This is a genomic window from Janthinobacterium sp. HH104, assembly GCF_001758715.1.
In the GTDB taxonomy this organism is placed as follows: Bacteria; Pseudomonadota; Gammaproteobacteria; order Burkholderiales; family Burkholderiaceae_D; genus Janthinobacterium; species Janthinobacterium aestuarii.
Map to the genome: position 1 here is coordinate 349,828 of NZ_LRIB01000013.1, position 25,150 is coordinate 374,977.

27 protein-coding genes are annotated in these 25,150 nt (G+C 64.0%); 16 read left to right on the forward strand and 11 right to left on the reverse strand.

The features are described 5' to 3' along the window. Positions 1–131 precede the first annotated feature (131 nt). Genes ybeY through miaB form a run of 3 tightly spaced genes read right to left on the reverse strand, consistent with a single transcriptional unit; the run spans position 132 to position 3,014 of the window. Positions 132–602 carry an rRNA maturation RNase YbeY gene (gene ybeY, locus JAB6_RS02435; protein WP_070301227.1) on the reverse strand — a complete coding sequence of 157 codons (471 nt, stop codon included), beginning with the start codon at positions 600–602 and terminating at the stop codon, positions 132–134. After that, positions 586–1,650, reverse strand: coding sequence for a PhoH family protein (locus JAB6_RS02440; protein WP_034746759.1), 1,065 nt, complete (start codon positions 1,648–1,650; stop codon positions 586–588). Before JAB6_RS02440 ends, ybeY begins: the two co-directional genes overlap by 17 nt. Then, a complete protein-coding gene (miaB, locus tag JAB6_RS02445; RefSeq protein ID WP_070301228.1) occupies positions 1,647–3,014 on the reverse strand; it encodes a tRNA (N6-isopentenyl adenosine(37)-C2)-methylthiotransferase MiaB in 1,368 nt (455 codons plus the stop codon). The genes JAB6_RS02440 and miaB overlap by 4 nt, the downstream gene beginning before the upstream one ends. Before the next feature lie 662 nt (positions 3,015–3,676). On the opposite strand from miaB, the gene JAB6_RS02450 reads away from it, so the two are divergent. Continuing rightward, entirely contained in the window at positions 3,677–4,003 is a 327-nt protein-coding gene (locus tag JAB6_RS02450; RefSeq protein ID WP_034746769.1) for a hypothetical protein, read from the forward strand. Positions 4,004–4,155: 152 nt separating this feature from the next. Here the strand turns inward: JAB6_RS02450 and JAB6_RS02455 are convergent, their stop codons facing one another. Both JAB6_RS02455 and JAB6_RS02460 read right to left on the reverse strand, forming a co-directional pair. Further along, positions 4,156–5,001: an HDOD domain-containing protein gene (locus JAB6_RS02455; RefSeq protein ID WP_070301229.1), complete on the reverse strand. Its 846-nt coding sequence runs from the start codon at positions 4,999–5,001 to the stop codon at positions 4,156–4,158. Continuing rightward, positions 4,998–5,336 carry a hypothetical protein gene (locus tag JAB6_RS02460; protein WP_070301230.1) on the reverse strand — a complete coding sequence of 113 codons (339 nt, stop codon included), beginning with the start codon at positions 5,334–5,336 and terminating at the stop codon, positions 4,998–5,000. Before JAB6_RS02460 ends, JAB6_RS02455 begins: the two co-directional genes overlap by 4 nt. 207 nt (positions 5,337–5,543) lie before the next feature. Between JAB6_RS02460 and JAB6_RS02465 the strand changes: the two genes are divergently transcribed. The 4 genes from JAB6_RS02465 to JAB6_RS02480 are packed head-to-tail and all read left to right on the forward strand — an operon-like array spanning position 5,544 to position 8,287. Next, on the forward strand, positions 5,544–7,109 hold the full coding sequence (locus JAB6_RS02465) for a sensor histidine kinase (protein ID WP_070301231.1): 1,566 nt from the start codon (positions 5,544–5,546) through the stop codon (positions 7,107–7,109). A gap of 13 nt (positions 7,110–7,122) precedes the next feature. Beyond that, positions 7,123–7,710, forward strand: coding sequence for a DUF1697 domain-containing protein (locus tag JAB6_RS02470; RefSeq protein ID WP_070301232.1), 588 nt, complete (start codon positions 7,123–7,125; stop codon positions 7,708–7,710). Continuing rightward, positions 7,710–8,111, forward strand: coding sequence for a DUF3224 domain-containing protein (locus JAB6_RS02475; RefSeq protein WP_070301233.1), 402 nt, complete (start codon positions 7,710–7,712; stop codon positions 8,109–8,111). Before JAB6_RS02470 ends, JAB6_RS02475 begins: the two co-directional genes overlap by 1 nt. After that, entirely contained in the window at positions 8,108–8,287 is a 180-nt protein-coding gene (locus JAB6_RS02480) for a hypothetical protein (protein WP_034746783.1), read from the forward strand. Before JAB6_RS02475 ends, JAB6_RS02480 begins: the two co-directional genes overlap by 4 nt. A gap of 70 nt (positions 8,288–8,357) precedes the next feature. Here the strand turns inward: JAB6_RS02480 and JAB6_RS02485 are convergent, their stop codons facing one another. Then, positions 8,358–8,765, reverse strand: coding sequence for a PEP-CTERM sorting domain-containing protein (locus JAB6_RS02485; protein ID WP_139143253.1), 408 nt, complete (start codon positions 8,763–8,765; stop codon positions 8,358–8,360). A 334-nt stretch (positions 8,766–9,099) separates the two neighbouring features. On the opposite strand from JAB6_RS02485, the gene JAB6_RS02490 reads away from it, so the two are divergent. Genes JAB6_RS02490 through JAB6_RS02505 form a run of 4 tightly spaced genes read left to right on the forward strand, consistent with a single transcriptional unit; the run spans position 9,100 to position 11,215 of the window. Further along, positions 9,100–9,453, forward strand: a complete 354-nt coding sequence (locus JAB6_RS02490; RefSeq protein WP_034746789.1) for a helix-turn-helix transcriptional regulator — start codon at positions 9,100–9,102, stop codon at positions 9,451–9,453. Between the two features lie 8 nt (positions 9,454–9,461). Then, positions 9,462–9,887 (forward strand): YeeE/YedE family protein, encoded by a 426-nt coding sequence (locus JAB6_RS02495; protein WP_070301235.1) that lies wholly within the window; start codon positions 9,462–9,464, stop codon positions 9,885–9,887. Beyond that, on the forward strand, positions 9,884–10,315 hold the full coding sequence (locus JAB6_RS02500) for a DUF6691 family protein (protein WP_070301236.1): 432 nt from the start codon (positions 9,884–9,886) through the stop codon (positions 10,313–10,315). Before JAB6_RS02495 ends, JAB6_RS02500 begins: the two co-directional genes overlap by 4 nt. A 42-nt stretch (positions 10,316–10,357) precedes the next feature. Next, positions 10,358–11,215: a ChaN family lipoprotein gene (locus JAB6_RS02505; RefSeq protein ID WP_083292483.1), complete on the forward strand. Its 858-nt coding sequence runs from the start codon at positions 10,358–10,360 to the stop codon at positions 11,213–11,215. A 16-nt stretch (positions 11,216–11,231) separates the two neighbouring features. Here the strand turns inward: JAB6_RS02505 and JAB6_RS02510 are convergent, their stop codons facing one another. Next, positions 11,232–12,059: an IclR family transcriptional regulator C-terminal domain-containing protein gene (locus tag JAB6_RS02510; protein ID WP_083292484.1), complete on the reverse strand. Its 828-nt coding sequence runs from the start codon at positions 12,057–12,059 to the stop codon at positions 11,232–11,234. A gap of 165 nt (positions 12,060–12,224) precedes the next feature. Between JAB6_RS02510 and JAB6_RS02515 the strand changes: the two genes are divergently transcribed. From JAB6_RS02515 to JAB6_RS02545, 7 genes are all read left to right on the forward strand, one after another. Continuing rightward, complete coding sequence (locus tag JAB6_RS02515) at positions 12,225–12,923, forward strand: 3-oxoacid CoA-transferase subunit A (protein WP_070301237.1); 699 nt, start codon at positions 12,225–12,227, stop codon at positions 12,921–12,923. 10 nt (positions 12,924–12,933) lie between these two features. Beyond that, positions 12,934–13,575, forward strand: coding sequence for a 3-oxoacid CoA-transferase subunit B (locus JAB6_RS02520; protein WP_070301238.1), 642 nt, complete (start codon positions 12,934–12,936; stop codon positions 13,573–13,575). Between the two features lie 41 nt (positions 13,576–13,616). Further along, entirely contained in the window at positions 13,617–14,819 is a 1,203-nt protein-coding gene (pcaF, locus tag JAB6_RS02525) for a 3-oxoadipyl-CoA thiolase (protein WP_070301239.1), read from the forward strand. A gap of 153 nt (positions 14,820–14,972) precedes the next feature. Beyond that, positions 14,973–16,268 carry an MFS family transporter gene (locus JAB6_RS02530; protein WP_070301475.1) on the forward strand — a complete coding sequence of 432 codons (1,296 nt, stop codon included), beginning with the start codon at positions 14,973–14,975 and terminating at the stop codon, positions 16,266–16,268. 76 nt (positions 16,269–16,344) lie between these two features. Next, complete coding sequence (locus JAB6_RS02535) at positions 16,345–17,040, forward strand: fumarylacetoacetate hydrolase family protein (protein WP_070301240.1); 696 nt, start codon at positions 16,345–16,347, stop codon at positions 17,038–17,040. An 18-nt stretch (positions 17,041–17,058) separates the two neighbouring features. Then, complete coding sequence (locus JAB6_RS02540; RefSeq protein WP_139143254.1) at positions 17,059–17,382, forward strand: thioredoxin family protein; 324 nt, start codon at positions 17,059–17,061, stop codon at positions 17,380–17,382. Positions 17,383–17,932: 550 nt separating this feature from the next. Next, on the forward strand, positions 17,933–19,219 hold the full coding sequence (locus tag JAB6_RS02545) for an MFS transporter (RefSeq protein ID WP_070301241.1): 1,287 nt from the start codon (positions 17,933–17,935) through the stop codon (positions 19,217–19,219). A 60-nt stretch (positions 19,220–19,279) separates the two neighbouring features. Here the strand turns inward: JAB6_RS02545 and JAB6_RS02550 are convergent, their stop codons facing one another. The 4 genes from JAB6_RS02550 to JAB6_RS02565 all read right to left on the reverse strand — a co-directional run bounded on the left by JAB6_RS02550 (position 19,280) and on the right by JAB6_RS02565 (position 25,038). Continuing rightward, positions 19,280–20,848: a histidine-type phosphatase gene (locus JAB6_RS02550; RefSeq protein WP_254671417.1), complete on the reverse strand. Its 1,569-nt coding sequence runs from the start codon at positions 20,846–20,848 to the stop codon at positions 19,280–19,282. A gap of 119 nt (positions 20,849–20,967) precedes the next feature. Beyond that, positions 20,968–23,448 carry a TonB-dependent receptor gene (locus JAB6_RS02555; protein WP_070301242.1) on the reverse strand — a complete coding sequence of 827 codons (2,481 nt, stop codon included), beginning with the start codon at positions 23,446–23,448 and terminating at the stop codon, positions 20,968–20,970. Positions 23,449–23,527: 79 nt separating this feature from the next. Further along, positions 23,528–24,514 carry a FecR domain-containing protein gene (locus tag JAB6_RS02560; RefSeq protein ID WP_070301243.1) on the reverse strand — a complete coding sequence of 329 codons (987 nt, stop codon included), beginning with the start codon at positions 24,512–24,514 and terminating at the stop codon, positions 23,528–23,530. Beyond that, on the reverse strand, positions 24,511–25,038 hold the full coding sequence (locus tag JAB6_RS02565; RefSeq protein WP_070301244.1) for a sigma-70 family RNA polymerase sigma factor: 528 nt from the start codon (positions 25,036–25,038) through the stop codon (positions 24,511–24,513). Before JAB6_RS02565 ends, JAB6_RS02560 begins: the two co-directional genes overlap by 4 nt. Positions 25,039–25,150 lie beyond the last annotated feature (112 nt).

The following is a 25,150-nucleotide window of genomic DNA, read 5'->3' on the forward strand; positions in this document are numbered from 1 at the left end:
TCCTTGTTGCGTGTGTGGTTGATGGTGCTATTGTGGCACGCAGGTCAGACGTCGCGGTGCTCCGGTTACGTTGTTGGGTGTTGTCGGGTTACGCCCTGTGGGCTAACCCGACCTACCCCGACCTACTCGGCTTATTTTTGGTCCGCGTAGGGATCGCTGATGCCGAGTTTTGCGAGGATTTCCGTTTCCAGCCCCTCCATCTCGGTGGCTTCCTCGTCATCCATGTGGTCGTAGCCTTGCGCATGCAGCACGCCGTGGACGATCAAATGGGCCGTGTGCTCTTCCACGCTTTTCTTTTGTTCCGCCGCTTCCTTTTCCAGCACGTCCGTGCACAGGATGATGTCGGCGCGCGTCGGCTCGTCGTCGCCCAGTTCTTCGCCTTCGTTGTAGGCGAACGTCAGCACGTTGGTGGCGTAGTCCTTTTCGCGGTAGTCGCGGTTCAGGGTGCGGCCTTCTTCCGCGTCGACGAAGCGGATCGTGAATTCGGCCGGCGCAAACAGGGCCGCCTTGACCCAGCGGCGTACTTTCGGGCGCGTGATCAGGGTTTCCAGGCGGGTGTCCGGGTATTGCACGGACAAGGACAGTTTATTTTTTTCGGACATTTTTGGCGGCAGCTGGTTTCAATAAGGAGGGCAGGTGGGCGGCGTCGGCATTGGCCGCCTGCGCCGTTTCATAGGCATCGACGATGCGTGCGACGAGCGGATGGCGCACCACGTCGGTGCTGTTAAATTGCGTGAAGCCGATGCCGCGCACGTCTTTCAACACGTGCACTGCGTCGATCAAGCCGCTCGTCTGGCTCTTGTGCAGGTCGACTTGCGTTACGTCGCCCGTCACCACGGCCTTGCTGCCAAAGCCGATGCGCGTCAAGAACATCTTCATCTGTTCGACGGTGGTGTTCTGCGCTTCATCGAGGATGACGAAGGCATGATTCAGGGTGCGTCCGCGCATATAGGCCAGCGGGGCGATCTCGATCACCTGTTTTTCAAATAGCTTCTGCGTGCGGTCGAAGCCCAGCAAATCGTACAGCGCGTCGTACAGGGGACGCAGATACGGGTCGACCTTTTGCGCCAGGTCGCCCGGCAAGAAGCCCAGGCGCTCGCCCGCTTCGACGGCGGGGCGCGTCAAAATGATGCGCTTGACGGCGTCGCGTTCGAGCGCGTCGACGGCGCAGGCGACGGCCAGATAGGTTTTACCCGTGCCGGCAGGACCGACGCCGAAGCTGATGTCGTGTTCGAGGATGTCGCGCAGGTAGGCGATCTGGTGCGGCGTGCGCCCGCGAAGGTCGGAGCGCCGCGTTTTCAGCACGGGGCTGGCGATGTCCGGTTCGACGAAGGTGCTGGCGGGCGCGTTGGCATGGTGTTCCGAGGCGGCGGACAGGCCCGCGCGCTGTTCCACCAGGGCCAGCTGCACTTCTTCCAGCGGCACGACCTTGTTGGCGATGGCGTAGAACTGTTCGAGGATTTCCACGGCGCGTTCGGCATTGCTGCCGCCGACGATGAATTTCTCGCCGCGGCGGAAGATCGTCACGTCGAGGGCGGCGGAAATCTGGCGCAGGTTTTCATCGAGCGGTCCGCACAGGTGCGCCAGGCGCGTGTTATCGAGCGGCTCGGGGATGAAGTAATGCGGCTGTATCGGGGCTTTGGTTTTCAACTGGCTCTTTTCAATGCGGGTGCGCTGGCGACCAATTCGCCGCGCAGGGTGTAGGAATGGCTTTCGGTGATGCGCACGTCGACCAGTTGGCCGACCAGGTGCAAACCGTCCGGGCCGGCGTCGAAATTGACGACGCGGTTGTTCTCGGTGCGGCCTTGCAGTTCACTGTCATCGGTGTCCTTTTTGGAACGGCCATCGACGAGGATGGTTTGCACCGTGCCCACCATGGCCAGGCTGTACTTGCGGGTGTTGGCGTCGATGGCCGCCTGCAGCTGCTGCAAACGGGCCAGTTTCACTTCATGCGGCGTGTCGTCTTCCAGGCTGGCGGCCGGCGTGCCGGGGCGCTTGCTGAAGATGAAGCTGTAGCTGTTGTCGAAGCCGACATCCGCGATCAGCTTCATCATGGCGTCGAAGTCGGCCTGGGTCTCGCCGGGGAAACCGACGATGAAGTCGGACGAAATGGCCATGTTCGGGCGCACGGCGCGGATGCGGCGGATGATGGACTTGTATTCGAGGCCCGTGTAGCCGCGCTTCATGGCGCCGAGGATCTTGTCGGAGCCGTGCTGCGCCGGCAGATATAAATGGTCGACCAGCTGCGGGATTTTTGCGTAGGCGTCGATCAGGCGCTGCGTGAATTCCTTCGGGTGGCTGGTGACGAAGCGCATGCGTGCTATGCCGGGGATATCGGCCACGTATTCGAGCAGCAGGGCGAAGTCGGCGATCTCGCCGCCTTCCATCGCGCCCCGATAGGCGTTCACGTTTTGCCCCAGCAGGGTGATTTCCTTGACGCCCTGGGCGGCCAGGCCCGCCACTTCCGTCAGTACGTCCTCGAAGCGGCGCGACACTTCCTCGCCGCGCGTGTAGGGCACGACGCAGTAGCTGCAGTATTTGCTGCAGCCTTCCATGATGGAGACGAAGGCCGAAGCCCCTTCCACCTTGGCCGGCGGCATGTGGTCGAACTTTTCGATTTCCGGGAAGCTGATGTCCACTTGCGCATCGCCGCTGGAGCGGCGCAGTTCGATCATCTGCGGCAGGCGGTGCAGGGTTTGCGGGCCGAAGACCATGTCGACATACGGCGCGCGCTTGACGATGGCGTCGCCTTCCTGCGACGCCACGCAGCCGCCCACGCCGATCAACAGGTGCGGCTTGGCCAGTTTCAGCTCGCGCAAGCGACCCAGGTCGGAAAACACTTTTTCCTGCGCCTTTTCGCGCACGGAGCAGGTATTGAGCAGGATCACATCGGCGTCTTCCGGCGTGTCGGTGCGCACCAGGCCATCGGAGGCGCCCAGCACGTCGGCCATCTTGTCCGAGTCGTACTCGTTCATCTGGCAGCCGAAGGTTTTAATGAATACTTTTTTCTGCATGGAGTCAGGCGCTTATCGGTAAATGTGGCTGCAAATAAGTGTGGCGGAAAATAAGCTGGGCAGGCGGCTTGCGCCGTGCGCCGCTCGGGGCGGGAGGCGGTGGATGACCGGCCGGGCGCCTCTGGCTGCCCGGTGGCAGGCTCGCTGCAAGTTCAGGCCATAGTTTAGCGTAAATCGCGGGCACGGGCCATGTCGTGCTGACCTTGCCGACAAGGTTGCCGCTTGTATATGCCGCCATGTTTCGTGATGCTCAAAAGCATTTATTGCCGTACGTCACCATTGATTTGTAACAAGTTGCTGCAAAGCCTTGTGTGCGCCCGCTGGCATCCTAATGTGTTGAAATAGCATCGTTGCCAAGCCAACCAGCAGCTTGATTGATATTTAACAATCAGGAAGTTTGCGCGAGGCGCAGATGCCGCGTGTTTGGGCTAGTATATTGTCTTATATGCAATTCATTTTGGTGGGTTGCAGTGCTGTTTACTCACGCGGCAAGTTGCGTACGTTGGCTGGGCGTGGCTGTGCGAGTCCTGTGCGGGCAGTGCGATAAGGAGGAAGGGCGGGGGAAGGCTGAATCAGTGGGCAAGACGTTTATTTAAACACTCTAAGCCAGCCTTAAGTTCGTATCGGCATTATTTTCTACATTCACCAGACGAGGAAAAATCATGGCACATCATGCATTAGCATCGCAAGAGAGTTACAACCCGAACCACCTGCTGGATATTCTGCTGAGCAAGATGCAGCTGAAGAACGATGCAGCCCTGTCGCGTCTGCTTGAAGTGGCGCCACCGGTCATCAGCAAGATCCGCCACCACCGCTTGCCGGTTGGCGCCTCGCTGCTGATCCGCATGCACGAAGTAACGGGCATGAGCATCCGCGACCTGCGCGACTTGATGGGCGACCGCCGCACCAAGTACCGTCTGTCCGACGCCCAGGGCCGTCCAAAAGCGGAAGACCGCGGCGATGCGCAAGAATCGAATTACGCGCACTGATGTGGCGGTTGTACGCTGACTGTGCCGCTTGCGTAGCTACTGGCGGCAACAGGCTGGCGTGGACCGGGCAGCATGGACGTACCGTCATACCCCTAACGGCTTTCGCTTCCCAGCGAGGGCCGTTTGCGTTTGCGGCATTGTGAGGATATTGCTTAGCTCAGCAGTGCCGAGGTGATTTCGTCGTAGCGCAGCTCCGTTTCGCGGAACAGCTGCAGATACGCGTCTTCGCCCAGGCCCAGCGCATCCCAGGCCACCGGCGAGACGCGCGGCACCATATCGTCGCCCGCCTGCGCCAGGTCGAGCGCGCAAACAACCGCATTGGCCACGTGGATCAGCGACGCGAGAAAGCCTGCCCCCGGCGTTTCCGGCTGCAGGTAGTTGCCCAGCGCCAGGCGCATGGTGTCGGAAAAATTCCAGTGTTCGGCCAGGGCCACGCCCGCCTGCACGTGGTCCACGCCCAGCACGGCCTGCTCCGCTTCGAGCAGGCTGCAATCGTGCGCGGCCTGGTGCGCGATGGCTTGCGCGTAGTGCGCGGGAAAGCTGCTGACCAGCACCAGGCGGCCGATGTTGTGCAGCAAGCCGGCCGTGAACGCGTAATCCTGGTTGAAACGGATCTGCCGCGCCAGCACCTTGGCGCAGGCGGCCGTCGCCACCGAATGACGCCAGAAGGCCTTGTCGTCGAAACCGGGGCAGCGTCCTTCCGGGAAGCAACCGGTGATGGCGGCCGACGTGATCAGGCTGCGCGTCGTCTGGAAGCCCAGGTAGGTGATCGCCTGCTGGATGGTGGTGGCCTTCACTTGCAAGCCATAGTGGGACGAGTTGGCCAGGCGCAGGGTTTTTGCCGTCAATGCCTGGTCGTACGACACTTTTTTGGCCAGCACGGAAATATCGACGTCTTCCTGGTCGATGCTGTTGAGCAGTTCCATGACGACGGCGGGCAGCGAAGGCAGGTCATCGAGGTGGGCGACGATATCGTCGAGCGTCAGCTGCGTGCTCATGCGGCCTCTCCCGTGCCCAGGCGGTACGCCGTGACATAGCTGCGCAGCAAGGTGGTGGCCGCGTCCAGGGGATCGTCGGGATCATGCTTGCGGAACAGGTAGGCCAGCCGTTCGCTGTCGGCCGCCTGCTGCGCGGCGATGGCTTCCGGAGTAGGGGGCGGCGCCAGGATCGGCAGCATGTCGATGTTGTGGCGGGGCATCAGGGCCAGCATGTTTTCCGTCAATACGGCGCCTTGCGGCAACAGCACTTGTCCATGCGCATCGAGCAAGACATCCGACAAGATCATGCCGGGACGAACTTGTTCCAGGGGTAGATGTTGATGCGTGACCGCCATGACGACTCCTTAGATGATTGCGGGATATTACCATTGCCATGCCGCAATGTCTCAACCTGCATCAAAGTCCCTATCGAAAGTGGAAATACTGTAAATCTTGCCAATAAGCATGTCATACCGTACATTTGATTCAGGCCCTTGTATTGCCGACGTATCTGCGCCCGCGCCGCGGGCCGGCGGCAGGCCTGGCCCGGGGAGTGTTGATTGATGGCGAGTATCCAAGTCCGGCTGACCCTGCTTTTTGTCGTGATCGTCACCTTGGTGCTGGGCATTTCCGGCAGCTATACCCAATATACACTGAGCCAAGAACTCGAATCGGGCAGCGCGCGCCTGCGCAGCGGCGTGCTCACGCGCTTGCAGACGAGCTTGCCCTCCGCCCTGTGGGACCTCGATAAATCCAAGGTCGACAGCATCGTCGCGGCTGAAATGCTGCCGCCGGAACTGGTTGGCATCCGCGTCTACGACGCTTCGGTCGGCCTGTTCGCGGGCGAGGTGCGCGACGCGGGCGGCACCCTGGTACCTTTGAGCGCCGACATGGCCATGGGCGGCACGCCCGTCGAGGCGCCGCTGGTGTTCCGCGATGCCGTGGCGGCGGCCACGGGCGGCAAGCCGGTGATCGTCGGCAAGGTCATCGTCAATTTCAGCCGCGCGCAGATCGATGCGGCCCTGCATGCCGAAGTGCGGCGCAAGGTGCTGGAAGTGTTGCTGCTTGACATCATCCTCGTGGGCGCCCTGGCGCTGAGCCTGCGTATCGTCTTCGAACCGCTGAAACAGTTGCGCGACGGCTTGTTCGACCTGGCCACGCGCGGCAGCGACGAGGTCGAAGAGCTGCCGGAAAATCGGCGCGACGAACTGGGCGACGTGATCCGCGGCTTCAATGCCGTGCAGCGCAAGCTCAAGTCCATCATCGAAGGCAGCCGCGAGGCGGAAGACATGGCGCGCCGTTCGCAGCAGGCAACGGCGCAGGCCATGGACGAGCTGCGCCGCGCGCAGGAATCGTTGCTGCAATCGGAACGCCTGGCTTCGCTGGGCAGCCTGGTGGCCGGCGTGGCGCATGAAATCAACACCCCGGTCGGCATCGCCCTGACCAGCGCCTCGGTGCTGAAGGAAGCCACCGATGACATCAGCGCGGCCGTGGCCGGCGGCAGCGTGAAGAAGACCGACATCGTGCGCTACCTGGAAACGGCCGGCGAAAGCGCGCGGCTGATCATGAACAATGCCTACCGCGCCGCCCATCTGATCCACAGCTTCAAGCAGATCGCCGTCGACCAGGTCAGCGAGGCGCGCCGTTTGTTCGAATTGCGCGACTATATCGGCGAGGTGATCTCGAGCCTGCAGCCGACCCTGAAAAAGACGCGCATCAGCATCGATATCGACTGCCCGCCCGACATCATGCTCGACAGCTATCCGGGCGCATTGGCGCAGGTGCTGACCAACCTGGTGTTGAACTGCGTCGAGCATGCGTTTGATGCGGACATGGCCGGCAACATCCATATCGGCGTGCGCCGCGATGGCGACGCGATCGCCATGCAGGTGCGCGACAACGGCCGTGGCATCGCGCCCGACATGCTCGACCGCGTGTTCGATCCGTTTGTCACCACGCGGCGCGGGCAGGGCGGCACGGGACTGGGTTTGAATATCGTGTTCAACTTGATTGCCAAGCAATTTGGCGGCACCATCACGGTCAGCAGCACCTTGGGGCAGGGTGCGACGTTCCTGCTGCGCCTGCCCACGGTGACGCCGTTGCCGGAAAGCACCAACAGCCAGGCATAGGCAAGGAGACAGCATGGCACAGATAGAAAACAGTCAGCAAGTGGCGCTGTTGCGCGGGATTAATGTGGGCCGCGCCAAGCGCGTGGCCATGGCCGACCTGCGCAAGCTGCTGGGCGACCTGGGGTTTGCGCAAGTGCGCACGGTACTCAACAGTGGCAACGTCGTGTATGACGGCGGCAAGGTAGCGCTGGCCGAGGCCGCTTCCCGCATCGAGGAAGCACTGGTGCTGAAACTGGGCGTGGCGGCCAGGGTGACGGTGCTGTCGGCCAGCCAGTTTGCCGAGCTGGTCGAACAAAACACCCTGGCGCCGGCGGCCGATGCGGCCCGCTTGCTGACCCTGGTGCTGAACAATCCGGACGACGTCAAGCGCCTGGCGCCCCTTTTGCAGCAGTCGTGGCAGCCCGAAGCGCTGGCGTTGGGGCGCTGGGCCGCATATGCGTGGTGTCCCGATGGCGTGCTGGCCAGCAAGGTGGTGGCGGCGCTGGGCGTGCTGCTGGGCGACGGCGTCACGTCGCGCAACTGGGCCACCATGCAAAAACTGCATGCGCTGCTGAGCGGACCCGATGCGGCAGCCACCTCTTCATTTTCCAAGGAGCACTGATGCCTTCCATTACCGGTACCTTCGACGTCACCATCACCCCGGAAACCTTGTCGGACACGGCCGCGCAATCGGGGCTGGGGCGCTTGTCGCTCGACAAGCGCTACCACGGCGCGCTCGAGGCCAGCGCGCAGGGCGAGATGCTGAGCGCGCGCGCCAGCGTGAGCGGCTCGGCAGGCTATGTGGCATTGGAACGGGTGGAGGGTACTCTGGACGGACGCCGCGGCAGTTTTTATTTGCAGCACAGCGGCACGATGACGCGCGGCGCGCCCGCCTTGTCGGTGACGGTGGTGCCCGACACGGGGACGGAGCAGTTGCAAGGACTCAGGGGCAGCCTGGCCATCCGCATCGACGACGGCAAGCATTATTATGATTTTACGTATGACATTGTTGAGACGCAATGAACTGGGATATCGTCAAGGGTGTCCTGATTGTCCTCGTCGCCATCAGCGTGGTGGTGACGGCCTTCGTGCTCATTTCCGCCTCGGGCCCGGACAAGGCGGGCTGCATCGCGCGCGCCCTGAAGTCGGGTATTCCCGTGGGAAATATCGAACGGGTCTGCCGCCTGCTCGACAAATGATGGCGCCATAACAAAACATTCCGCACCAGGCGGAATGTTCTTCAGCAGCGCCTTGCCAGTGCAGGCGCCGTCAGTTATCGAATTTTTCCTGTTTTTCGCCGTGCAGGCTCAAGGCCACCAGGCCCAATCCCACCAGCAACATCGAGTACATGCTCGCTTCAGGCACGGGGGCTGGCACGTTGGCTTGCTGTGCGGGTGCGGCCGTCATGGGCCTCGGTGGCGCCAGGGCAACATGGCGCGCGCCACTGGTGCTCCAGTGCGGTGCCGCCGTCGCGCTGCTGCTGGCCAGCAGGCGTGCATACGGCAAGTCCGGCGTTTCCCAGCCGGGATTATTATTCAAGCTGATGCTTTCATCGATCGTCACGCGTTCGCCAGCTTCGTGCAGCTTGCCAGCTGTCGTGTCGCTGACTGCCGCCATGCTCCATGTGCTGGCCGACAGCGCCAGCAAGGCCATGCATAGCGACTGATAGATTCTCATCGTGCTCTCCCTGTTGTTCACCGCGCGGCGCAGCCGAAACCGGCTAGCGCATGGACGGACAATTCGCCTGTACGGGGGCGTATCATGGTTTTTCTGCTGTTCTCCCATTACAGCATAGATCGTGACAATTTTGATACGCTTATTTCCTCTTTATTACGAATATTTGTCATTTTGATAGCGTAAACGTGATCGCTGCCGCACACTTTGCATAAGCACGCTATCGGCGAAAAAACACTGTTGTTTTTTTGTGCGAATCGCCAGCACGAAAACAATATATTGATTAGTATATTGTTTATCGCACGCTATTCAACATGACCGCCTGTGGGAGGGCAAGATGGAGACAGTCGCAACACAACACGCCGAATACAACCTCGACGCCATGCGTGGCTCGGCCTACAAGGCCAGCTCGCTGCTCAAGGCCATGGGCAATGCCGACCGTTTGATGCTGCTGTGCCAGCTGTCGCAGGGTGAACATTGCGTCAGCGACCTCGAGCAAAAAGTGGGTATCGGCCAGCCGACCCTGTCGCAGCAACTGGGCGTGCTGCGCGAAGAGATGCTGGTGGCCACGCGGCGCGACGGCAAGCAGATTTATTACCGCGTCGCCAGCGCGCCCGTGCTGGCCGTGCTGCAAGTGCTGTACGCGCAATTTTGCGCGCCGCGCGCCCCGTTCAACGACGAAGCGGACTGAACCCTGCCATGACGATAGACTGGCAGCACTTCACGCCGTGGGCCTCGCTGGCCGGCGGCATGCTGATCGGCCTGGCGGCTGCGCTATTGATCCTGTTCAATGGCCGCATCGCCGGCATCAGCGGCATTGTCGGCGGCTTGCTGCGCCCGCGCAGCGGCGACCTGGGCTGGCGTATCGCCTTTCTTGCCGGCCTGATCGGCACGCCCTTGCTGTACCAGCTGTGGCAAGCCTTGCCGCCCGTACAGATCGACGCGGGCACGCCGGCCCTGATCGTGGCGGGCCTGCTGGTGGGCGTCGGTGTGCGCTATGGCGCCGGCTGCACCAGCGGCCACGGCGTGTGCGGCCTGTCGCGCCTGTCACCGCGTTCGCTGGCGGCCACGTGTGTCTTCATGGCGGCCGGTTTCCTCACCGTCTATCTGTTGCGCCACCTATGAATAAACTGATTCTTTCCCTGTTAAGCGGCCTCGTCTTTGGCCTGGGCCTGATCGTCTCCGGCATGTCCAATCCGGCCAAGGTGCTCGCTTTCCTCGACCTGGCCGGCGCCTGGGATCCGTCGCTGGCGCTGGTGATGGGCGGCGCCATCGGCGTGGCCTTGCCGGCCTTCTGGCTGGCGCGGCGGCGCACCAGGTCGCTGCTGGGCGAAGCCATGCAATTGCCGGCATCGCGGCGCATCGACCGGCGCTTGCTGCTGGGCAGCCTGGCCTTTGGCGCGGGCTGGGGCATCGCCGGTTTCTGCCCCGGTCCCGCCCTCGTGTCGCTGCTGGCGGGCCCGCCGAAGGCGTGGCTGTTTGCCGGCGCCATGCTGGTAGGCATGGCCGTGTTTGAAGTGCTGGAGCGCCGCAAGCTGCCCGCGCCGGCCTGAGACGGTACAATCTGGCGCATCGCCACTTTGGATACCGCTTACATGACCACCGTGATTTTCCGTGCCGGCGCGCGCGCCGCCCTGCTGTGCAGCATGCTGGCGCTGGCCGCCTGCGGCAGCCTGCTGAAGAAGGAAGCGCCGCCCGCTCCCATGCCTGTGGCTGACGCCTTGCCCAATCCGCAAGTGCTGCTGCTTGGTGAAGTCCCTGACAATGCGCAAGGCCAGCGCCTGCGGGTCGAGGAATTGCGCCGCCGCCTGGCGGCCGGCTGGCGTCCCGTGATCGTCATGGAGCAGTTCGACCGCGAAAATCAGGACTTGCTGACGCGCGCCGCGCGCGAATGCGCCGACCCCGATTGCATCATCCGCGTGATGGAACAGCCGCGCTGGGACTGGAGCGTGTACCGTCCCGTGCTGGACCTCGTCATCAGCTACCAGCTGACCCTGGTCGCCGGCAATTTGTCGCCGGCCGATGCCTCGCGCATCGTGCGCGACGGCATCCAGTGGTCGATGCCGCCCGCCATGGTGGCCACGTACCTGGCCGCGCCCGTGCCGGCCGATATTCTGGAAGGGCAAAAGAAGGAAGTCCAGGCGGCCCGCTGCAATATGCTGCCCGACATGATGGTGGGTGGCGTCGTCAACGCCCAGGTGGCGCGCGATATCTGGATGGCCAAGCTGATCCGCGACCAGGCGCCGCGCGACGTGGTGCTGATCGCCGGCAATGAGCATGTGCGCAAGGATATCGGCGTGCCCCGCTGGCTGAAGCTGGCCGACCCGCAACTGAACGTGCGCAGCATCGGCTACCTGGAGCAGGGGACCACCGGCTACAAGGGCACGTTCGACCTGACGCAAACAATGCCGGCGCAGCCGCGCCCGGACCCTTGCGCCAAGTTCAAGAAATAAGGTTCAAGAAATAAGCCTACTGCTGCACCCGCACCAGGGCGCTGACCCGGCTTGCCGTATCGAGCAGTTTCGGCAAGCTGTGTTCCAGCAGATGCGCCACGGACGGCCCCGCCGTCTGGCCGCTCACGTTGATCGCCGCCACCACCTTGCCGGCCCGGTCGAACACGGGCGCGGCCAAGGCGATCAAGCCCTGTTCCAGCTCTTCCTGCACCAGGCACCAGCCCTGGCGCTGCACTTGCGCAATCTCTTCCATCAAGACGTCGATATCGACCTTGGTCGCCGGCGTGATTTTCAGCAGCGCCATCTTCGACAGCCGTTCGCGCAGCACGTCGGGCGTGAGGCCCGATAGCAACACTCTGCCCATCGAGGTGCAGTAGGCGGGCAGGCGGCTGCCGATGCCCAGGTTGATCGACATGGTGCGGTGCGCGGACAGGCGCACGACATAGACGATGTCGTCGCCGTCGAGCACGGTAGCCGAGCACGACTGGCGCAAGGTCTGCATCAATTCTTCCAGCAGCGGCTGCGCCTGCGTCCACACGGGCAAGGATGACAGATAGGCGTAACCGAGGTCGAGCACCTTGGGCGTCAAACGGAACAGCCGCCCATCCGCTTCCACGTAACCGAGATGCAGCAAGGTGTGCAGGATGCGCCGCGCGCCGGCGCGCGTCAGCTGCGCCCGTTCCGCCACTTCGCTCAGGGTCTGCTGCGGCGCGTCCGCGCCAAAGCTGCGCAGCACGGCCAGACCTCGCGCGAACGATTGCACATAGCTGTCGCCGGGACGCGGCGCGCCGTCGGCATCGACGGTTTCTTCGGCGGGAACGGAGGTGCTGCTGCGTGCGGTCATGGCAATTCCAATTGGTCAAGGTGGCAATTATAGCCATGGCGCTGGCGAAAACGGCAAATTGACAAGTGCCCCGATCAGGCATATTCTCACGAATAAGTTCTAAATACGAATATTTGTTCGTTATACGAACAAATGGCCGATGGGTTTGATTGGGAGGAGACCGCAATGATCGACAAACTGCGTTCCAGCGTGCTTGATGCGCTGGCCGATATCCACGATGGCGCCACCGTCATGATTGGCGGCTTTGGCGGCGCGGGCCAGCCGGCCGAGCTGATCGACGGCTTGATCGCCCAAGGCGCGCGCGACCTCGTCATCGTCAACAACAATGCGGGCAATGGCGACACGGGCCTGGCCGCCCTGCTGAAAAACGGGCAAGTGCGCAAGATCATCTGCTCGTTCCCCCGCCAGGCCGATTCCCACGTCTTCGACGCCCTGTACCGCGCGGGCAAGCTGGAGCTGGAGCTGGTGCCGCAGGGGAACCTGGCCGAGCGCATCCGCGCCGCCGGCGCCGGCATCGGCGGCTTTTTCACGCCCACGGGCTATGGCACGGACTTGGCCAAGGGCAAGGAAACGCGCGAGATCGACGGCCGCATGTATGTGTTCGAGTCGCCGATCCACGCCGATTTCGCGCTGATCAAGGCGGAGCAGGGCGACCGCTGGGGCAACCTGACTTACCGCAAGACGGCGCGCAACTTCGGCCCGATCATGGCCATGGCCGCCAAGGTCAGCATTGCTTCCGTGCATGAAGTTGCTGAACTGGGCAGCATCGACCCCGAGCACGTCGTCACGCCGGGCCTGTTCGTGCAGCGCATCGTGCAAGTGCCGCGCACTGCCACCGGCCCCGCCGGCTTCAAAGCTGCCTGAGGAGTATCAAATGAACAAATGGAATCGAGACCAGATGGCGGCCCGTGTGGCGGCCGACATCCATGAAGGCAGTGTCGTCAACCTCGGTATCGGCTTGCCGACCCTGGTGGCGAACCACTTGCCGGCTGGTGCGGACATCATCCTGCACAGCGAAAACGGCGTGATCGGCATGGGCCCCGCACCGGCGCCCGGCGAGGAAGACTACGACCTGATCAACGCGGGCAAGCAGCCCGTCACCCTGCTGCCCGGTGGCAGCTATTTTCACCATGCCGACAGCTTCGCCATGATGCGTGGCGGCCACCTCGACATCTGCGTGCTGGGCGCGTTTCAAGTGTCCGCCACGGGCGACCTGGCCAACTGGCACACGGGCGCGCCGGACGCCATCCCCGCCGTGGGCGGGGCCATGGACCTGGCCATCGGCGCGAAAAAAACCTGGGTCATGATGGAATTGCTAACCAAGACCGGTGAAAGCAAGCTGGTGCAGGCCTGCACCTATCCGCTCACGGGTATCGGCTGCGTCAGCCGCATCTATAGCGACCTGGCCGTGCTCGATTTGTCGCCCAACGGGGCCGTGGTGGTCGAACTGGTCGATGGCCTGAGTTTTGAACAGCTGCAAGCGTTGACGGCCGTGCCGCTGACGGACGGACGTTAATTCAGTATCAATACGCAAACCACTTTCTTGGAGGAAAGAACATGACCCACGCTTATATCTGCGACGCCCAGCGCACGCCGTTTGGCCGCTACGGCGGCGGCCTGTCCGGCGTGCGCGCCGACGACCTGGGCGCCGTGCCCATCCGTGCCTTGATGGCGCGCAATCCCGACGTGGACTGGACTGCCGTTACCGACGTGCTGTACGGCTGCGCCAACCAGGCGGGCGAGGACAACCGCAACGTGGCGCGCATGGCCGCCCTGCTGGCCGGCTTGCCCGACAGTGTGCCGGGCGCCACCCTGAACCGCCTGTGCGGCTCGGGCCTGGACGCCATCGGCAGCGCCGCGCGCTTCATCAAGAGCGGCGAAACGGGTTTGCTGATCGCCGGCGGCGTGGAAAGCATGAGCCGCGCACCATTCGTCATGGGCAAGGCCGACAGCGCTTTTTCGCGCGGCATGAAAATGGAAGACACGACCATCGGCTGGCGCTTCATCAATCCGTTGATGAAGGCGCAGTACGGTGTCGATTCGATGCCGGAAACGGCGGAAAACGTGGCGTCCGAATTCGGTATCAGCCGCGCGGACCAGGATGCGTTCGCGTTGGCCAGCCAGGTCAAGGCCCTGGCGGCGCAGCAGGCGGGCGTGTTCGACAGTGAAATCTGTCCCGTCAGCATCGCGCAAAAGAAGGGCGATCCCATCGTCGTTGCCCGCGACGAGCACCCGCGCGCCACCACGCTGGACACCCTGGCCAAATTGAAGCCTGTCGTGCGCGCGGACGGCACGATTACCGCCGGCAACGCCTCGGGCGTCAACGATGGCGCGGCGGCGCTGCTGCTGGCCGACGAGGCGAACGCGGCCCGTTTTGGCCTGACACCGCGGGCCCGTGTCGTGGCCATGGCGACGGCCGGCGTGGCGCCGCGCATCATGGGCATCGGCCCCGCGCCCGCCACCCTGAAAGTGCTGGCCATGACGGGTTTGACCCTGGCCGACTTCGACGTCATCGAACTGAACGAAGCGTTTGCCGCCCAGGGCCTGGCCGTGCTGCGCCAGCTGGGTTTACCCGACGACGATGCGCGCGTCAATCCGAACGGCGGCGCCATCGCCCTCGGCCACCCGCTGGGCGCCTCGGGCGCGCGCCTGGCCATGACGGCCGTCAATCAGCTGCACCGCACGGGCGGCCGCTATGCGCTCTGCACCATGTGCATCGGCGTGGGGCAGGGTATTGCATTGGTGCTGGAACGGGTCTGATTCCACACGCCCGCAGGCGAAAAATAGTTGCCGGCGATACGTATTAACCCGTATGCCGGGCGGCTTTTTGACCCCGATCAAGGGCGTATGATGCAAAACCAGCCCGGGCAACCGGGCTGGCGCTGGCTTTTTCACACGAACAAGAAGACTGATATGACATCCCACGATACTCCGCATGACGTTGCGCAGCTGACTTCCCAGCAGCGCATCAAGGCCATCATTGGCGCTTCCTCCGGTAACCTGGTCGAATGGTTCGACTTCTACATTTACTCATTCTGCGCGCTGTACTTCTCGCACGCCTTCTTCCCTTCCGGTAACCCGACGACGCAGCTGCTGCAGACGGCCGGCATCTTTGCCGCCGGCTTCCTCATGCGCCCCGTGGGCGGCTGGCTGTTCGGCCGCATCGCCGACAAATACGGCCGCCGCCAGTCGATGATGATTTCCGTGCTGATGATGTGCGGCGGTTCCCTGATGATCGCCGTCCTGCCGACCTATGAAACCATCGGCGCCTTCGCGCCGTTCCTGCTGCTTGTGGCACGATTGTTCCAGGGCTTGTCCGTGGGCGGCGAATACGGTACCAGCGCCACCTACATGAGCGAAGTGTCGGAATCGGGCAAGCGCGGCTTCTTCGCCTCGTTCCAGTACGTGACCCTGATCGGCGGCCAGCTGCTGGCCTTGCTGGTGCTGGTGGTCCTGCAGCAACTGCTGACCCTGGAAGAGCTGCGTGCCTGGGGCTGGCGCATTCCGTTCGTCTTTGGCGCCCTGGCGGCTCTGGTGTCGCTGAACCTGCGTAAATCCCTGACGGAAACGACCACCGCCAGCGAGCGCAAGGACAAGGATGCGGGCAGCTTGCGCGGCTTGCTCAAGCACAAGCGCGCCTTCATCACGGTGCTGGGCTTTACGGCCGGCGGCTCGCTCGTGTTCTACACGTTTACCACCTACATGCAGAAATACCTGGTCAACACGGCCGGCATGGATACCAAGACGGCCAGCGCCGTCATGACGTGCGCTCTGCTCGTCTACATGATTCTGCAACCGGTATTCGGCGCCCTGTCCGACCGCATCGGCCGCCGTACCTCGATGCTGTTCTTCGGCGGCCTGGCCACCCTGTGCGTGCTGCCGATCATGCATGCCCTGAAAGACATCACCAGCCCGTACGCGGCGTTTGGCCTGATCGTCATCGCCTTGGCCATCATCAGCTTCTACACGTCGATCAGCGGCTTGATCAAGGCGGAAATGTTCCCCGTCGAAGTGCGCGCGCTGGGTGTTGGCCTGTCGTATGCGGTCGCCAACGCCATGTTCGGCGGTTCGGCCGAGTACGTGGCGCTGCAGTTCAAGGCCTGGCACGTGGAAGAGTATTTCTATTGGTACGTGACCGTCATGTGCCTGATTTCCTTCATCGTCGCCATCCGCATGCCGGACCCGAGCCGCTCGGGCCTGCTGAAGTAAGCTTGCCGTAAAATGGGGGACACTGCGGTGTCCCTTTTTCATCACCGCTTTTTTATCGTGCCGATCAGGAGTTTTCATGTCGTATGTCATTCCCGCACCGATCCAGCCCAGCGTTCCCGTCACGGGCAGCGCCGACAGCTTTCCCGTCCACCGCATCTATTGCGTGGGCCGCAACTACGTCGACCACGCCAAGGAAATGGGCCACACGGGCCGCGAGGCGCCGTTTTTCTTCATGAAACCAAACGATGCCGTGCTGCCCGTGCCTGCCGGCACGACGGGCGAACTGCCGTATCCGGCGCAGACGCAGGATTTCCAGCACGAGATGGAACTGGTGGTGGCCATCGGCAAGGGCGGCAGCGACATCGGCGTGGCCGATGCGCTGAGCCACGTGTGGGGCTATGCGATCGGCCTGGATATGACGCGCCGCGACGTGCAGGGCGCGGCGAAAAAACTGGGCCGTCCATGGGACACGGGCAAGGCTTTCGAGCACTCGGCGCCCATCGGCCCCATCACCCCGGCCGCGCAGGCGGGCGACGTCAACCATGCCGCCATCACCCTGCACGTGAACGGCGAGCTGCGCCAGGCAAGCACCATCGACATGCTGATCTGGAACGTGGCTGAAACCATCGCCGACCTGTCGACCTATTTCACTTTGCAGCCGGGCGATCTGATCTACACGGGTACGCCGGCCGGCGTGGCGGCCGTGCAGCGCGGCGACGAGCTGGTGGGCGCCATCGATGGCCTGGGCACCTTGCGCGTGAAAGTGGTCTAAGTTCTCAAGGAGACTGACATGATGAACGACACGTATTCCGTAACACAACCGACGCGCGCCGAGATCGACGCCTTGACCGGGCCGGCCCTGCTGGAATTCGGCACGGGCTGGTGCGGTCACTGCCGCGCCACCCAGGCGCCGCTGGCCGCCGCGTTTGCGCAGCACCCCGGGGTGCCGCATATCCGCGTGGAAGACGGCCCCGGCCGCGCGCTGGGACGCGCGTTCCGGGTGAAGCTGTGGCCGACCCTGGTTTTTTTGAAGGATGGCCAGGAAGTGGCGCGCCTCGTGCGCCCGCTCGACAGCACAGAGATCGGCAAGGCGTTTGCACTGATTGAGGCATAACTTGGGGTCAGACCCGCCGGGTCTGACCCCGGCAGTTGTCCACAACTTCTTGCCGCACCGCACCACTGCGCGTATCATAAGCCGCTTACAGCAAGATCAACCGCATCCTGAGTGATGCAGCGCGATGATCGCCGGCCCGCTCCACCCGGAGGGGCCGCAGGCAAGGACTCACCACAAATGACCGATGCCGCGATGCCGACGCGCGGGTCTGGTACGGAATGCCTGGCGATACGCCGGGCCTGATACACGTCGCCCACCCCCTGACGCCTTTCCTGCCGTGCCCCGGGTAACCGGATGGCGCACGACCGTTGTTTCTCTAAATCAGCACTGATCGCGGCGCGATAGCGCGCGTTGGTACACCGTTGTCTGCCGTTAACAACGGCGTGTTGCGGTGTGGAATTTGTTTGCGAATTTAATAGCAAATTCGCAGCAATTACGCCCGAGCACAGCTATGATATGTGAACCGCGCGCCTAGACAACGTGCTGTGCTGCTGCCTGAAAAAACATCCAGAGAATGGCCTTTAGACACCCTCCCCAAGGAGCGCAGTAAATGAGCACCCCCCCCAAGAAAAATTCCCCCGGCACGGTGCTGTTCGCCAGCCTGATCGGCACCACCATCGAGTTCTTCGACTTTTATATCTACGCCACCGCCGCCGTGCTGGTGTTCCCGAAACTGTTCTTCCCCGCCGGCGACCCGTCGGCCGCCGTGCTGCAGTCGCTGGCCACGTTCGCCATCGCCTTCTTCGCCCGCCCCATCGGTTCGGCCGTGTTCGGCCACTTCGGCGACCGCATCGGCCGCAAGGCCACTCTCGTGGCGGCCTTGCTGACCATGGGTATCTCGACCGTCATCATCGGCTTGCTGCCGACGTATGCCGCCATCGGCACCCTGGCGCCGCTGCTGCTGGCGCTGTGCCGTTTCGGCCAGGGCCTGGGCCTGGGCGGCGAGTGGGGCGGCGCGGTGCTGCTGGCCACGGAAAACGCGCCACCGGGCAAACGCGCCTGGTACGGCATGTTCCCGCAGCTGGGTGCGCCGATCGGCTTCTTCCTGTCGGGCGGTATCTTCCTGCTGCTGAGCGAAACCATGACCGATGAACAGTTCTTCAGCTACGGCTGGCGCATCCCGTTCCTGGCCAGCGCGCTGCTGGTCATCGTCGGCCTGTACGTGCGTCTGAAGATCACGGAAACGCCGGACTTCCAGAAAGTCATCGACAAGAACGAAGTCGTCAAACTGCCAGTCGCCACCGTGTTCCGCCAGCATGGCCGCATGCTGTTCCTGGGCACCATCATCGCCCTGGCCACCTTCGTGCTGTTCTACCTGATGACGGTGTTCGCACTGAGCTGGGGCACGACCAAGCTGGGCTTTACGCGCAAGGAATTCCTCATCGTGCAGCTGTTTGCCGTGCTGTTCTTCGCCCTGACGATTCCATTCTCGGCCGTGCTGGCCGACCGCCGTGGCCGCCGTGCCACCCTGATCTGGGTCTCCGTCGCCATCGCCATCTTCGGCCTGGTGCTCGCGCCGATGTTCGGTTCGGGCGTGACCTGGGAAGTGACCGTCTTCATGGCCGTCGGCCTGGGCCTGATGGGCATGACCTACGGACCGCTGGGTACGATGTTGTCCGAGCTCTTCCCGCCCGAAGTGCGCTATACGGGCGCTTCGCTGACGTTCAACCTGGCCGGCATCCTCGGTGCCTCGCTGGCGCCGTACATCGCCACCTGGCTGGCCACCAACTACGGTTTGCAATACGTGGGCTACTACCTGTCGCTGGCGGCCGTGCTGACCCTGGGCGCGCTGCTGATGGTGGGCAAGCCGCGCGAGGGCAAGGAAGCCTGGCAGTAACTGCTTGCTACACGATGGTCGAAAGCCGCCAGTTGCATAAGCTGGCGGCTTTTTTTGTGCCTACGGCGTTGCCACGTGGCCGTAGCAGGCTTTCAGTCCCGCATAGTCGTAGAAGACGCTGCCGGGCGCGATGCGCGCGCCGTCGCAAGCGGCCTGGAAATCGGTTTCCTTTTCGTTGTACAGCAGGCGCACGATCAGCTGTCCTGTACCGTTGCGGTACACATCCCACTGCATGTTGGCCGCCAGCGGCGAGATACTCTGGCCGCGCCATCGAGGGCCGTCATGGCTGTCGCTGGCCGGTGCCGGCAGCGGTGCCAGCGCCTCTTTCAAGCCCAAGGCCGAAGCGAGCGGGATGATCATCTCGGCGTGCGTGAAGCGCAGCTTGGCCGCGTGGCGCACATCGCCGCTGGCCAGCGCATCGACTTCCTTGAAAAAATCGTCGCGCAAGGCCAGCGCGAAGCGCCAGGTCACGCCTGCGCTGGCCGTGCTGCCCGGTCCTTTCTGGTAAAAATCCTCGTGGTCGGCGATATCGGCATAGTAGCGCGCATCCTCGGCGGGCATGTAGCGGCTGAAATCGGCCGGCACTTCATGGCGCATGCCGGCGGCGATCGCATACAGTTCATATAGTTTTGTCGCGGCCGCATTCAGGCTGCGGATGGCGGTCTTGCCGCTGCCCGTCATGGTGCGCGTGAGCTGGCCGTCCGCGCTGGTGAAGGTGTAGCTGCCCGTGTCCGCATAGCTGGCGGCGCCGCGCTCGAGCTGGTCGAGGAAGGCGGGCGCAAACAGCCGCTCGAGCACGTGGCGCGCATGCGCGGCCGCCGCAGGCAGCCTGGCGGGGGCATCCATCAGCGCATGCAGCTGTTTGGTTCTTTCGTAGTACTGGTAGGCCTGGCTGGCGGCATAGGTGGCGTAATACGGGCTGGCGCGATCGGCGACAAGATCCGTCCGCGGCGCCAGCTTGTGCGCGTACAGCAGGAAACGGTTGACGCCATCCGCTTGCGGTACCGCCTTGCGTCCCTGCGGATACGGCGCCGGCGCGGGCGGCAGGTAGAGCAAGGGCGCCAGCGCGGGCGCGTGCTCGAGCAGCGACTGCGTGAAAAAACGGGCGCTGTCGCGCGCGCGGTCCACGCCGGAATCGATGGTGACGAGCTGGCGCGGCGCCGTCGCCGCATCCTGCCCCACTTGCGCAAACAGGGAGGGCAGGCGCGCCAGCATGCGCACGGCCAGTTGCCGGTGTTCCTCGATGCCCGTCTGCGACAGATTGCCGTAGCCGGGTTTCTCGATGCCGGCCACGCCATAACCAAGCAGCGCGTTGGCCTTCATCAGGGCCAGGATGTCGGGACCCAGTTCGCGCCCCAACGGCGTGAGCGCATCCTGCGCGGCGGCCTGCTGCCACATCGCATACAGGGCCGCATCGCTCTTCATGCCGGTCAATCCGCGCGATCCGTGGCGCGCCACCAGTTGCGTGTAGATGGGCTGGAAGCCGGCCGGTGGCGCGGCATAGGTGGCCGGGTCCTGCTGCGGCGCATATGGCGTCTTGGTCTGGTAATGGCCTTCGGTGGCCAGGGAGGGGCTGGCGTGCAGGGCAAGGGCCAGCGCAATGCTGGACAGGGGGAGCAGTAAGGGCATGGTTTTTTCGTGGTGAATATTTCTCGTACGCCAGCCTAGCACTGAACGAAAAAAAGCGGAAAAAAAGGCGGGCACGGCTGAATGCCGGCCCGCCTGTGCCGTCAGCGCAGCGCGTCAGCCTACCACTTCGGCGTGTACTTCAGGGTCAGCTGCACGTTGCGCGGGTCGCCGAAGTGGTTATTGCCGCCCGTGTCGTTGTACGACGGGATCACGTAGCGCTTGTCGAACAGGTTGTTGACGTTGACGGCCAGCGACAGCTGCGGCGTGGCTTGCCAGGCCAGGCGCGCGTTCCACAGCGAGAAGCCGGCCACGTCGAACGAGCGGCCGAAGTCCAGCGTGTGGCTTTGCATGTTCACGCCGGCGCCGACGCTGAACTTGCTCCACTCGCCGGGCAGGGTATAGCCGGACCACAGACGCAGCATGTGCTTCGGCGTCCACGTCGAGAAGACCTCGCCCTTGTTGTCCGGGTCGTCGAGGTAGGTCGTTGTCGTGTAGGCATAGCCGGCCGACAGCTGCAGGCCGCGCGCCACTTCGCCGGACACTTCCGCTTCCAGGCCCTGGCTGCGCACCTTGCCCGAGGCGCGCGAGCAGTACCAGCCGTCGCAGGCGAAACCGGCGGCGTAGTCGTTGACGGCGCGGTCCTTGTGCTCGTAGCGGAAGACGGCCAGCGAGGTGTTGACTTTGCCGTCCAGCAGCTCGCCCTTGACACCGGCTTCATAGCTGTCGCCCGTGACCGGTTTCAGGACCTGGCCCGCCGCGTTGCGGTTCGTCTGCGGCTGGAACACGCCCGCATAGCTGGCGTAGGTGGACCATTGCGGCGTCAGCGCATACATCAGGGCCGCCGATGGCGTGAACTTGGCCGTGACCCTGGTGCTGTCCGCCGTGCCGCCCTTGGGCGCATACTCGAAGTCATACCAGCTGAAACGCCCGCCCAGCAGCGCTTTCAGGTTGCTGGTCAGCTGGCCGTTCCAGGTGCCGTACAGGCCTTTCTGGCGCATGTCGTAGGTGCTGCTGGAGCTCACGCCGCGCGCGGCGATGGTGTCGAAGTCCTGCCATGGACGGTGGTGGTTGATATTGAAGATCTGCGCGCCTTGCGTCCAGGCGCGCGCATAGCGGTCGTCGGAGTGGAACTTCACATAGCTGGCGCCCATGACGACTTCCTGCGCGATGCCCAGGCCATCGAATTTGCCGCGCACGAAGGCGTCGATGCCGCGCTTCTGGTTCTTGAAATCGGTGGAGAAGTCGCCGTACATGGAACCGCTGCCATCGGCCTTGATGGTGCCGGCCATGCGCTGGTGGGTCGAATTGGTGCGTTCATTGACGCCCAGCGCGGCCGTCTTGAAGGTCCACCGGCTGTTGAAGTGGTGCTCGAGGTCCAGGTTGACGGTGGTTTGTTCCACCTTGCTGCGGTTCCAGTCGGCGCCCGTATAGGTCGAGCGGGGCAATCCCAGTTCGCTGCCGTCGGCGTAGCGCGCCAGGCCGATGAACATCGGACGGCCGCGCCCATTGACGTTGCTCACGGCCAGGCCCACGGTGGTGGCGGGACCGAGGTCGTAGTCGAGCGCCGCATACACGGTGCGGTTCTTGCTCCAGACCTGGTCGATGAAGGAGTGGCTGTCGTCTTCATCGATGATGGCGCGCCCACGCAAAGTGCCTTGCGCATTCAGCGGCGTGCTGACGTCGAGCTGCGCGCCGTAATGGTCCCACGAACCGGCGCGGCTCGTGAGTGCGACCTGGCGCGTCGCCAGCGGGCGCTTGCGCACCAGGTTGACGGAGCCGCCCGGGCTGCCCGTGCCTTCGAGCAGGCTCGATGCGCCGCGCAGCACTTCCAGGCGATCGTAGATGACCATGTTTTCCTGGCCCCAGTTACCCAGCGCATAGGTGTTGCGGTCGATCGGCACGCCATCGTACTGCCACTGGTCGATCTGGAAGCCGCGCGAGGTGATCACCACGCCCGCGCCCACGCCATGCACGCCGACCACGCCGGTGACGTTGTTGACGGCTTCGCGCAAGTCCGTGATGCCCTGGTCGTCCAGGCGCTGGCGCGTCAGCACGCTGACCGATTGCGGCATGTCCTTCATCGACTGCTCGCCCTTGCCGAGGGTGATCTTGCGCGCCGTGTAGGAGCCGCTGCCTTCCGTGGTGGCGCCTTGCTCGGCCTGGCCGACGATGGTAATCGACGGCATGGTGCGCTCGGCCGCCGAGGCGGCGCTTGCCGCTGCCGTGGGCGCGGATGCCGGCGCGGCCACCAGCACATAGCCGGTCGCCGTCTTGCCGATGGCGTAGCCGCTGCCGCGCAGCAGCACGGCAAAGCCGTCGTCGATGGCGTAGCTGCCCTGCAGGCCGGCCGTCTGCAGTCCCTGTACCTTGGCTGCGTCGATGACGATGGATACGCCCGCCTGCTGCGCATAGCGGTTCAGGGCGGCGGCCAGCGGACCGGCGGGGATGGCGTAGCTGGCGGTGGCAAGGCTGGCCTGCGCCTGGGCGGCTGCCTGGACGTGCATGCCGGCGCCAGCGAGCAGCAGGGCGGCCAGGGCCAGGGGATGGAGCCGCGTGCGCAGCGCGCGCGGCGAGGAAACGGTAAGGATACGAGCGGACATGGTGACAGCCTTTTTTGATTGATCTCAGCTGCCTTGACGCACGAGATGCGCAAAGTGGAACCGCGAACGCAAAAAATATTTACTTTTTGGCGGGGGCGTCCACCATCACCAGGTAGCGCGTCAGCATGCGGATGCGCAGCTGGGGGAAATTGTCGATCAGCAGCTGCAGCGCCTTGTCCGTGTCGTCCAGCGGCAGTACGGCCGCCACGCGGATGCCGGCGATCTGCGCGCGGTCGTAATGCAGCTGGCCGTGACGGTGGCGGGCCAGCTCGTCGAGCACGTCGGCCAGCGGCAAGTCGTCGACCACCAGCTGGTGCGCGCGCCACGCTTGCTGCACGCTGGTCGCATCGATGCTGGTCAGTGGCCCGACGCCATCGTCGGTGATGCGCGTGCGCTGGCCCGCCTGCACCACGACGGCCCGATGCTGCGGCACCTGCGCCAGCACCTTGGATTCCAGCATGCTCAGGATGGTGGCGTCGTCTTCCCTGCGCACGGCAAAGCGCGTGCCCAGCGCACGGATCGCCGCCTGCTTGCTGTCGACGATGAAGGGGCGTTGCGCATCCTTGGCCACGTCGACGAGGATGTCGCCAAGCACCAGCTCCACATGCCGTTCGCCCGCATTGAAGCGTACGTTGACGGCGCTGCCGCCGGCCAGGGTCAGGCGGCTGCCATCGGCCAGGGTGTGCGTCTGCCATTGTCCCGTGGGGCTGCGTAGGTCGGCCAGCAGGTAGGCGGGGCGCTCGCCGAGGACCAGCGCGCCGGTCAGCACCAGCACGGCCACGGCGCTGGCGGCGGCCAGCTGGCGCAGACGCTGGCGCTTGGGCGCGATGGCGGCCAGGGCGGCGCGCGCGGGGCGATGGTCGCCGCCGGCCGGCTCGCGCACGGCATGCAATTGGCGCAGCAGGTTTTCCATGCCGGCGGCCACTGTCGCGTGCAGCGGATCGGCCGCCTTCCACGCGGCGAAACCGGCCCGCGCCGTGTCGCGCTCGGCCGGGTCGTCGGCGCTCAACCGCACGATCCAGCGGGCGGCCTGCTCGGCGGCGATATCGGTGCGCGTGCCGCTCATGCCGCCATGGCCGGGCAGGCGTGGCGGCAGGCCAGCAAGGCTTGCACCAGGTATTTTTGCACCATGCGCGTGGAGACGTTCAGCTGCGCGGCGACAGCGGCCTGCGGCTGCTCTTCCAGGTAGTGCAGCAAAAAGGCCTCGCGCGCCTTGGCGGATATTCCGTCCAGCGCTGTGGCGATCTGCCCGAGCGCCTGTACGGCCATCAGGATCTCGTCCGGCGAGGGCGCACCGGGCAGGCTGTCGGCCAGCAGGACCAGTTCCGCCAGGTAGCTGCGTTCGAGTACTTGCCGGCGCGCGCGGTCGAGCAGCAAGCGCTTGGCCGTCGTCGACAGATAGGCGCGCGGCTCGCGCATGCCGAACAGGGCGTCGCGCGAGGCGATGATGCGTAAAAAGGTGTCTTGCGCCACGTCGGCCGCGCCATGCGGGCAGCTGAGTTTCTTGCGCAGCCAGCCCACCAGCCAGCCGTGATGCTCGCTGTAGAGCGTGTGCACTTGCTGTTGCAGGCTGGGCTGGATGGCGGACATGGGGGATGAATAATATAAATGAGAATTATTCTCATTGTAAGCGGCAGAGGCGACTTGTCACAATCCCCGATTGCATGTGGATGGGGCTGGTGTTGCGCGCAGGCCGCATGCG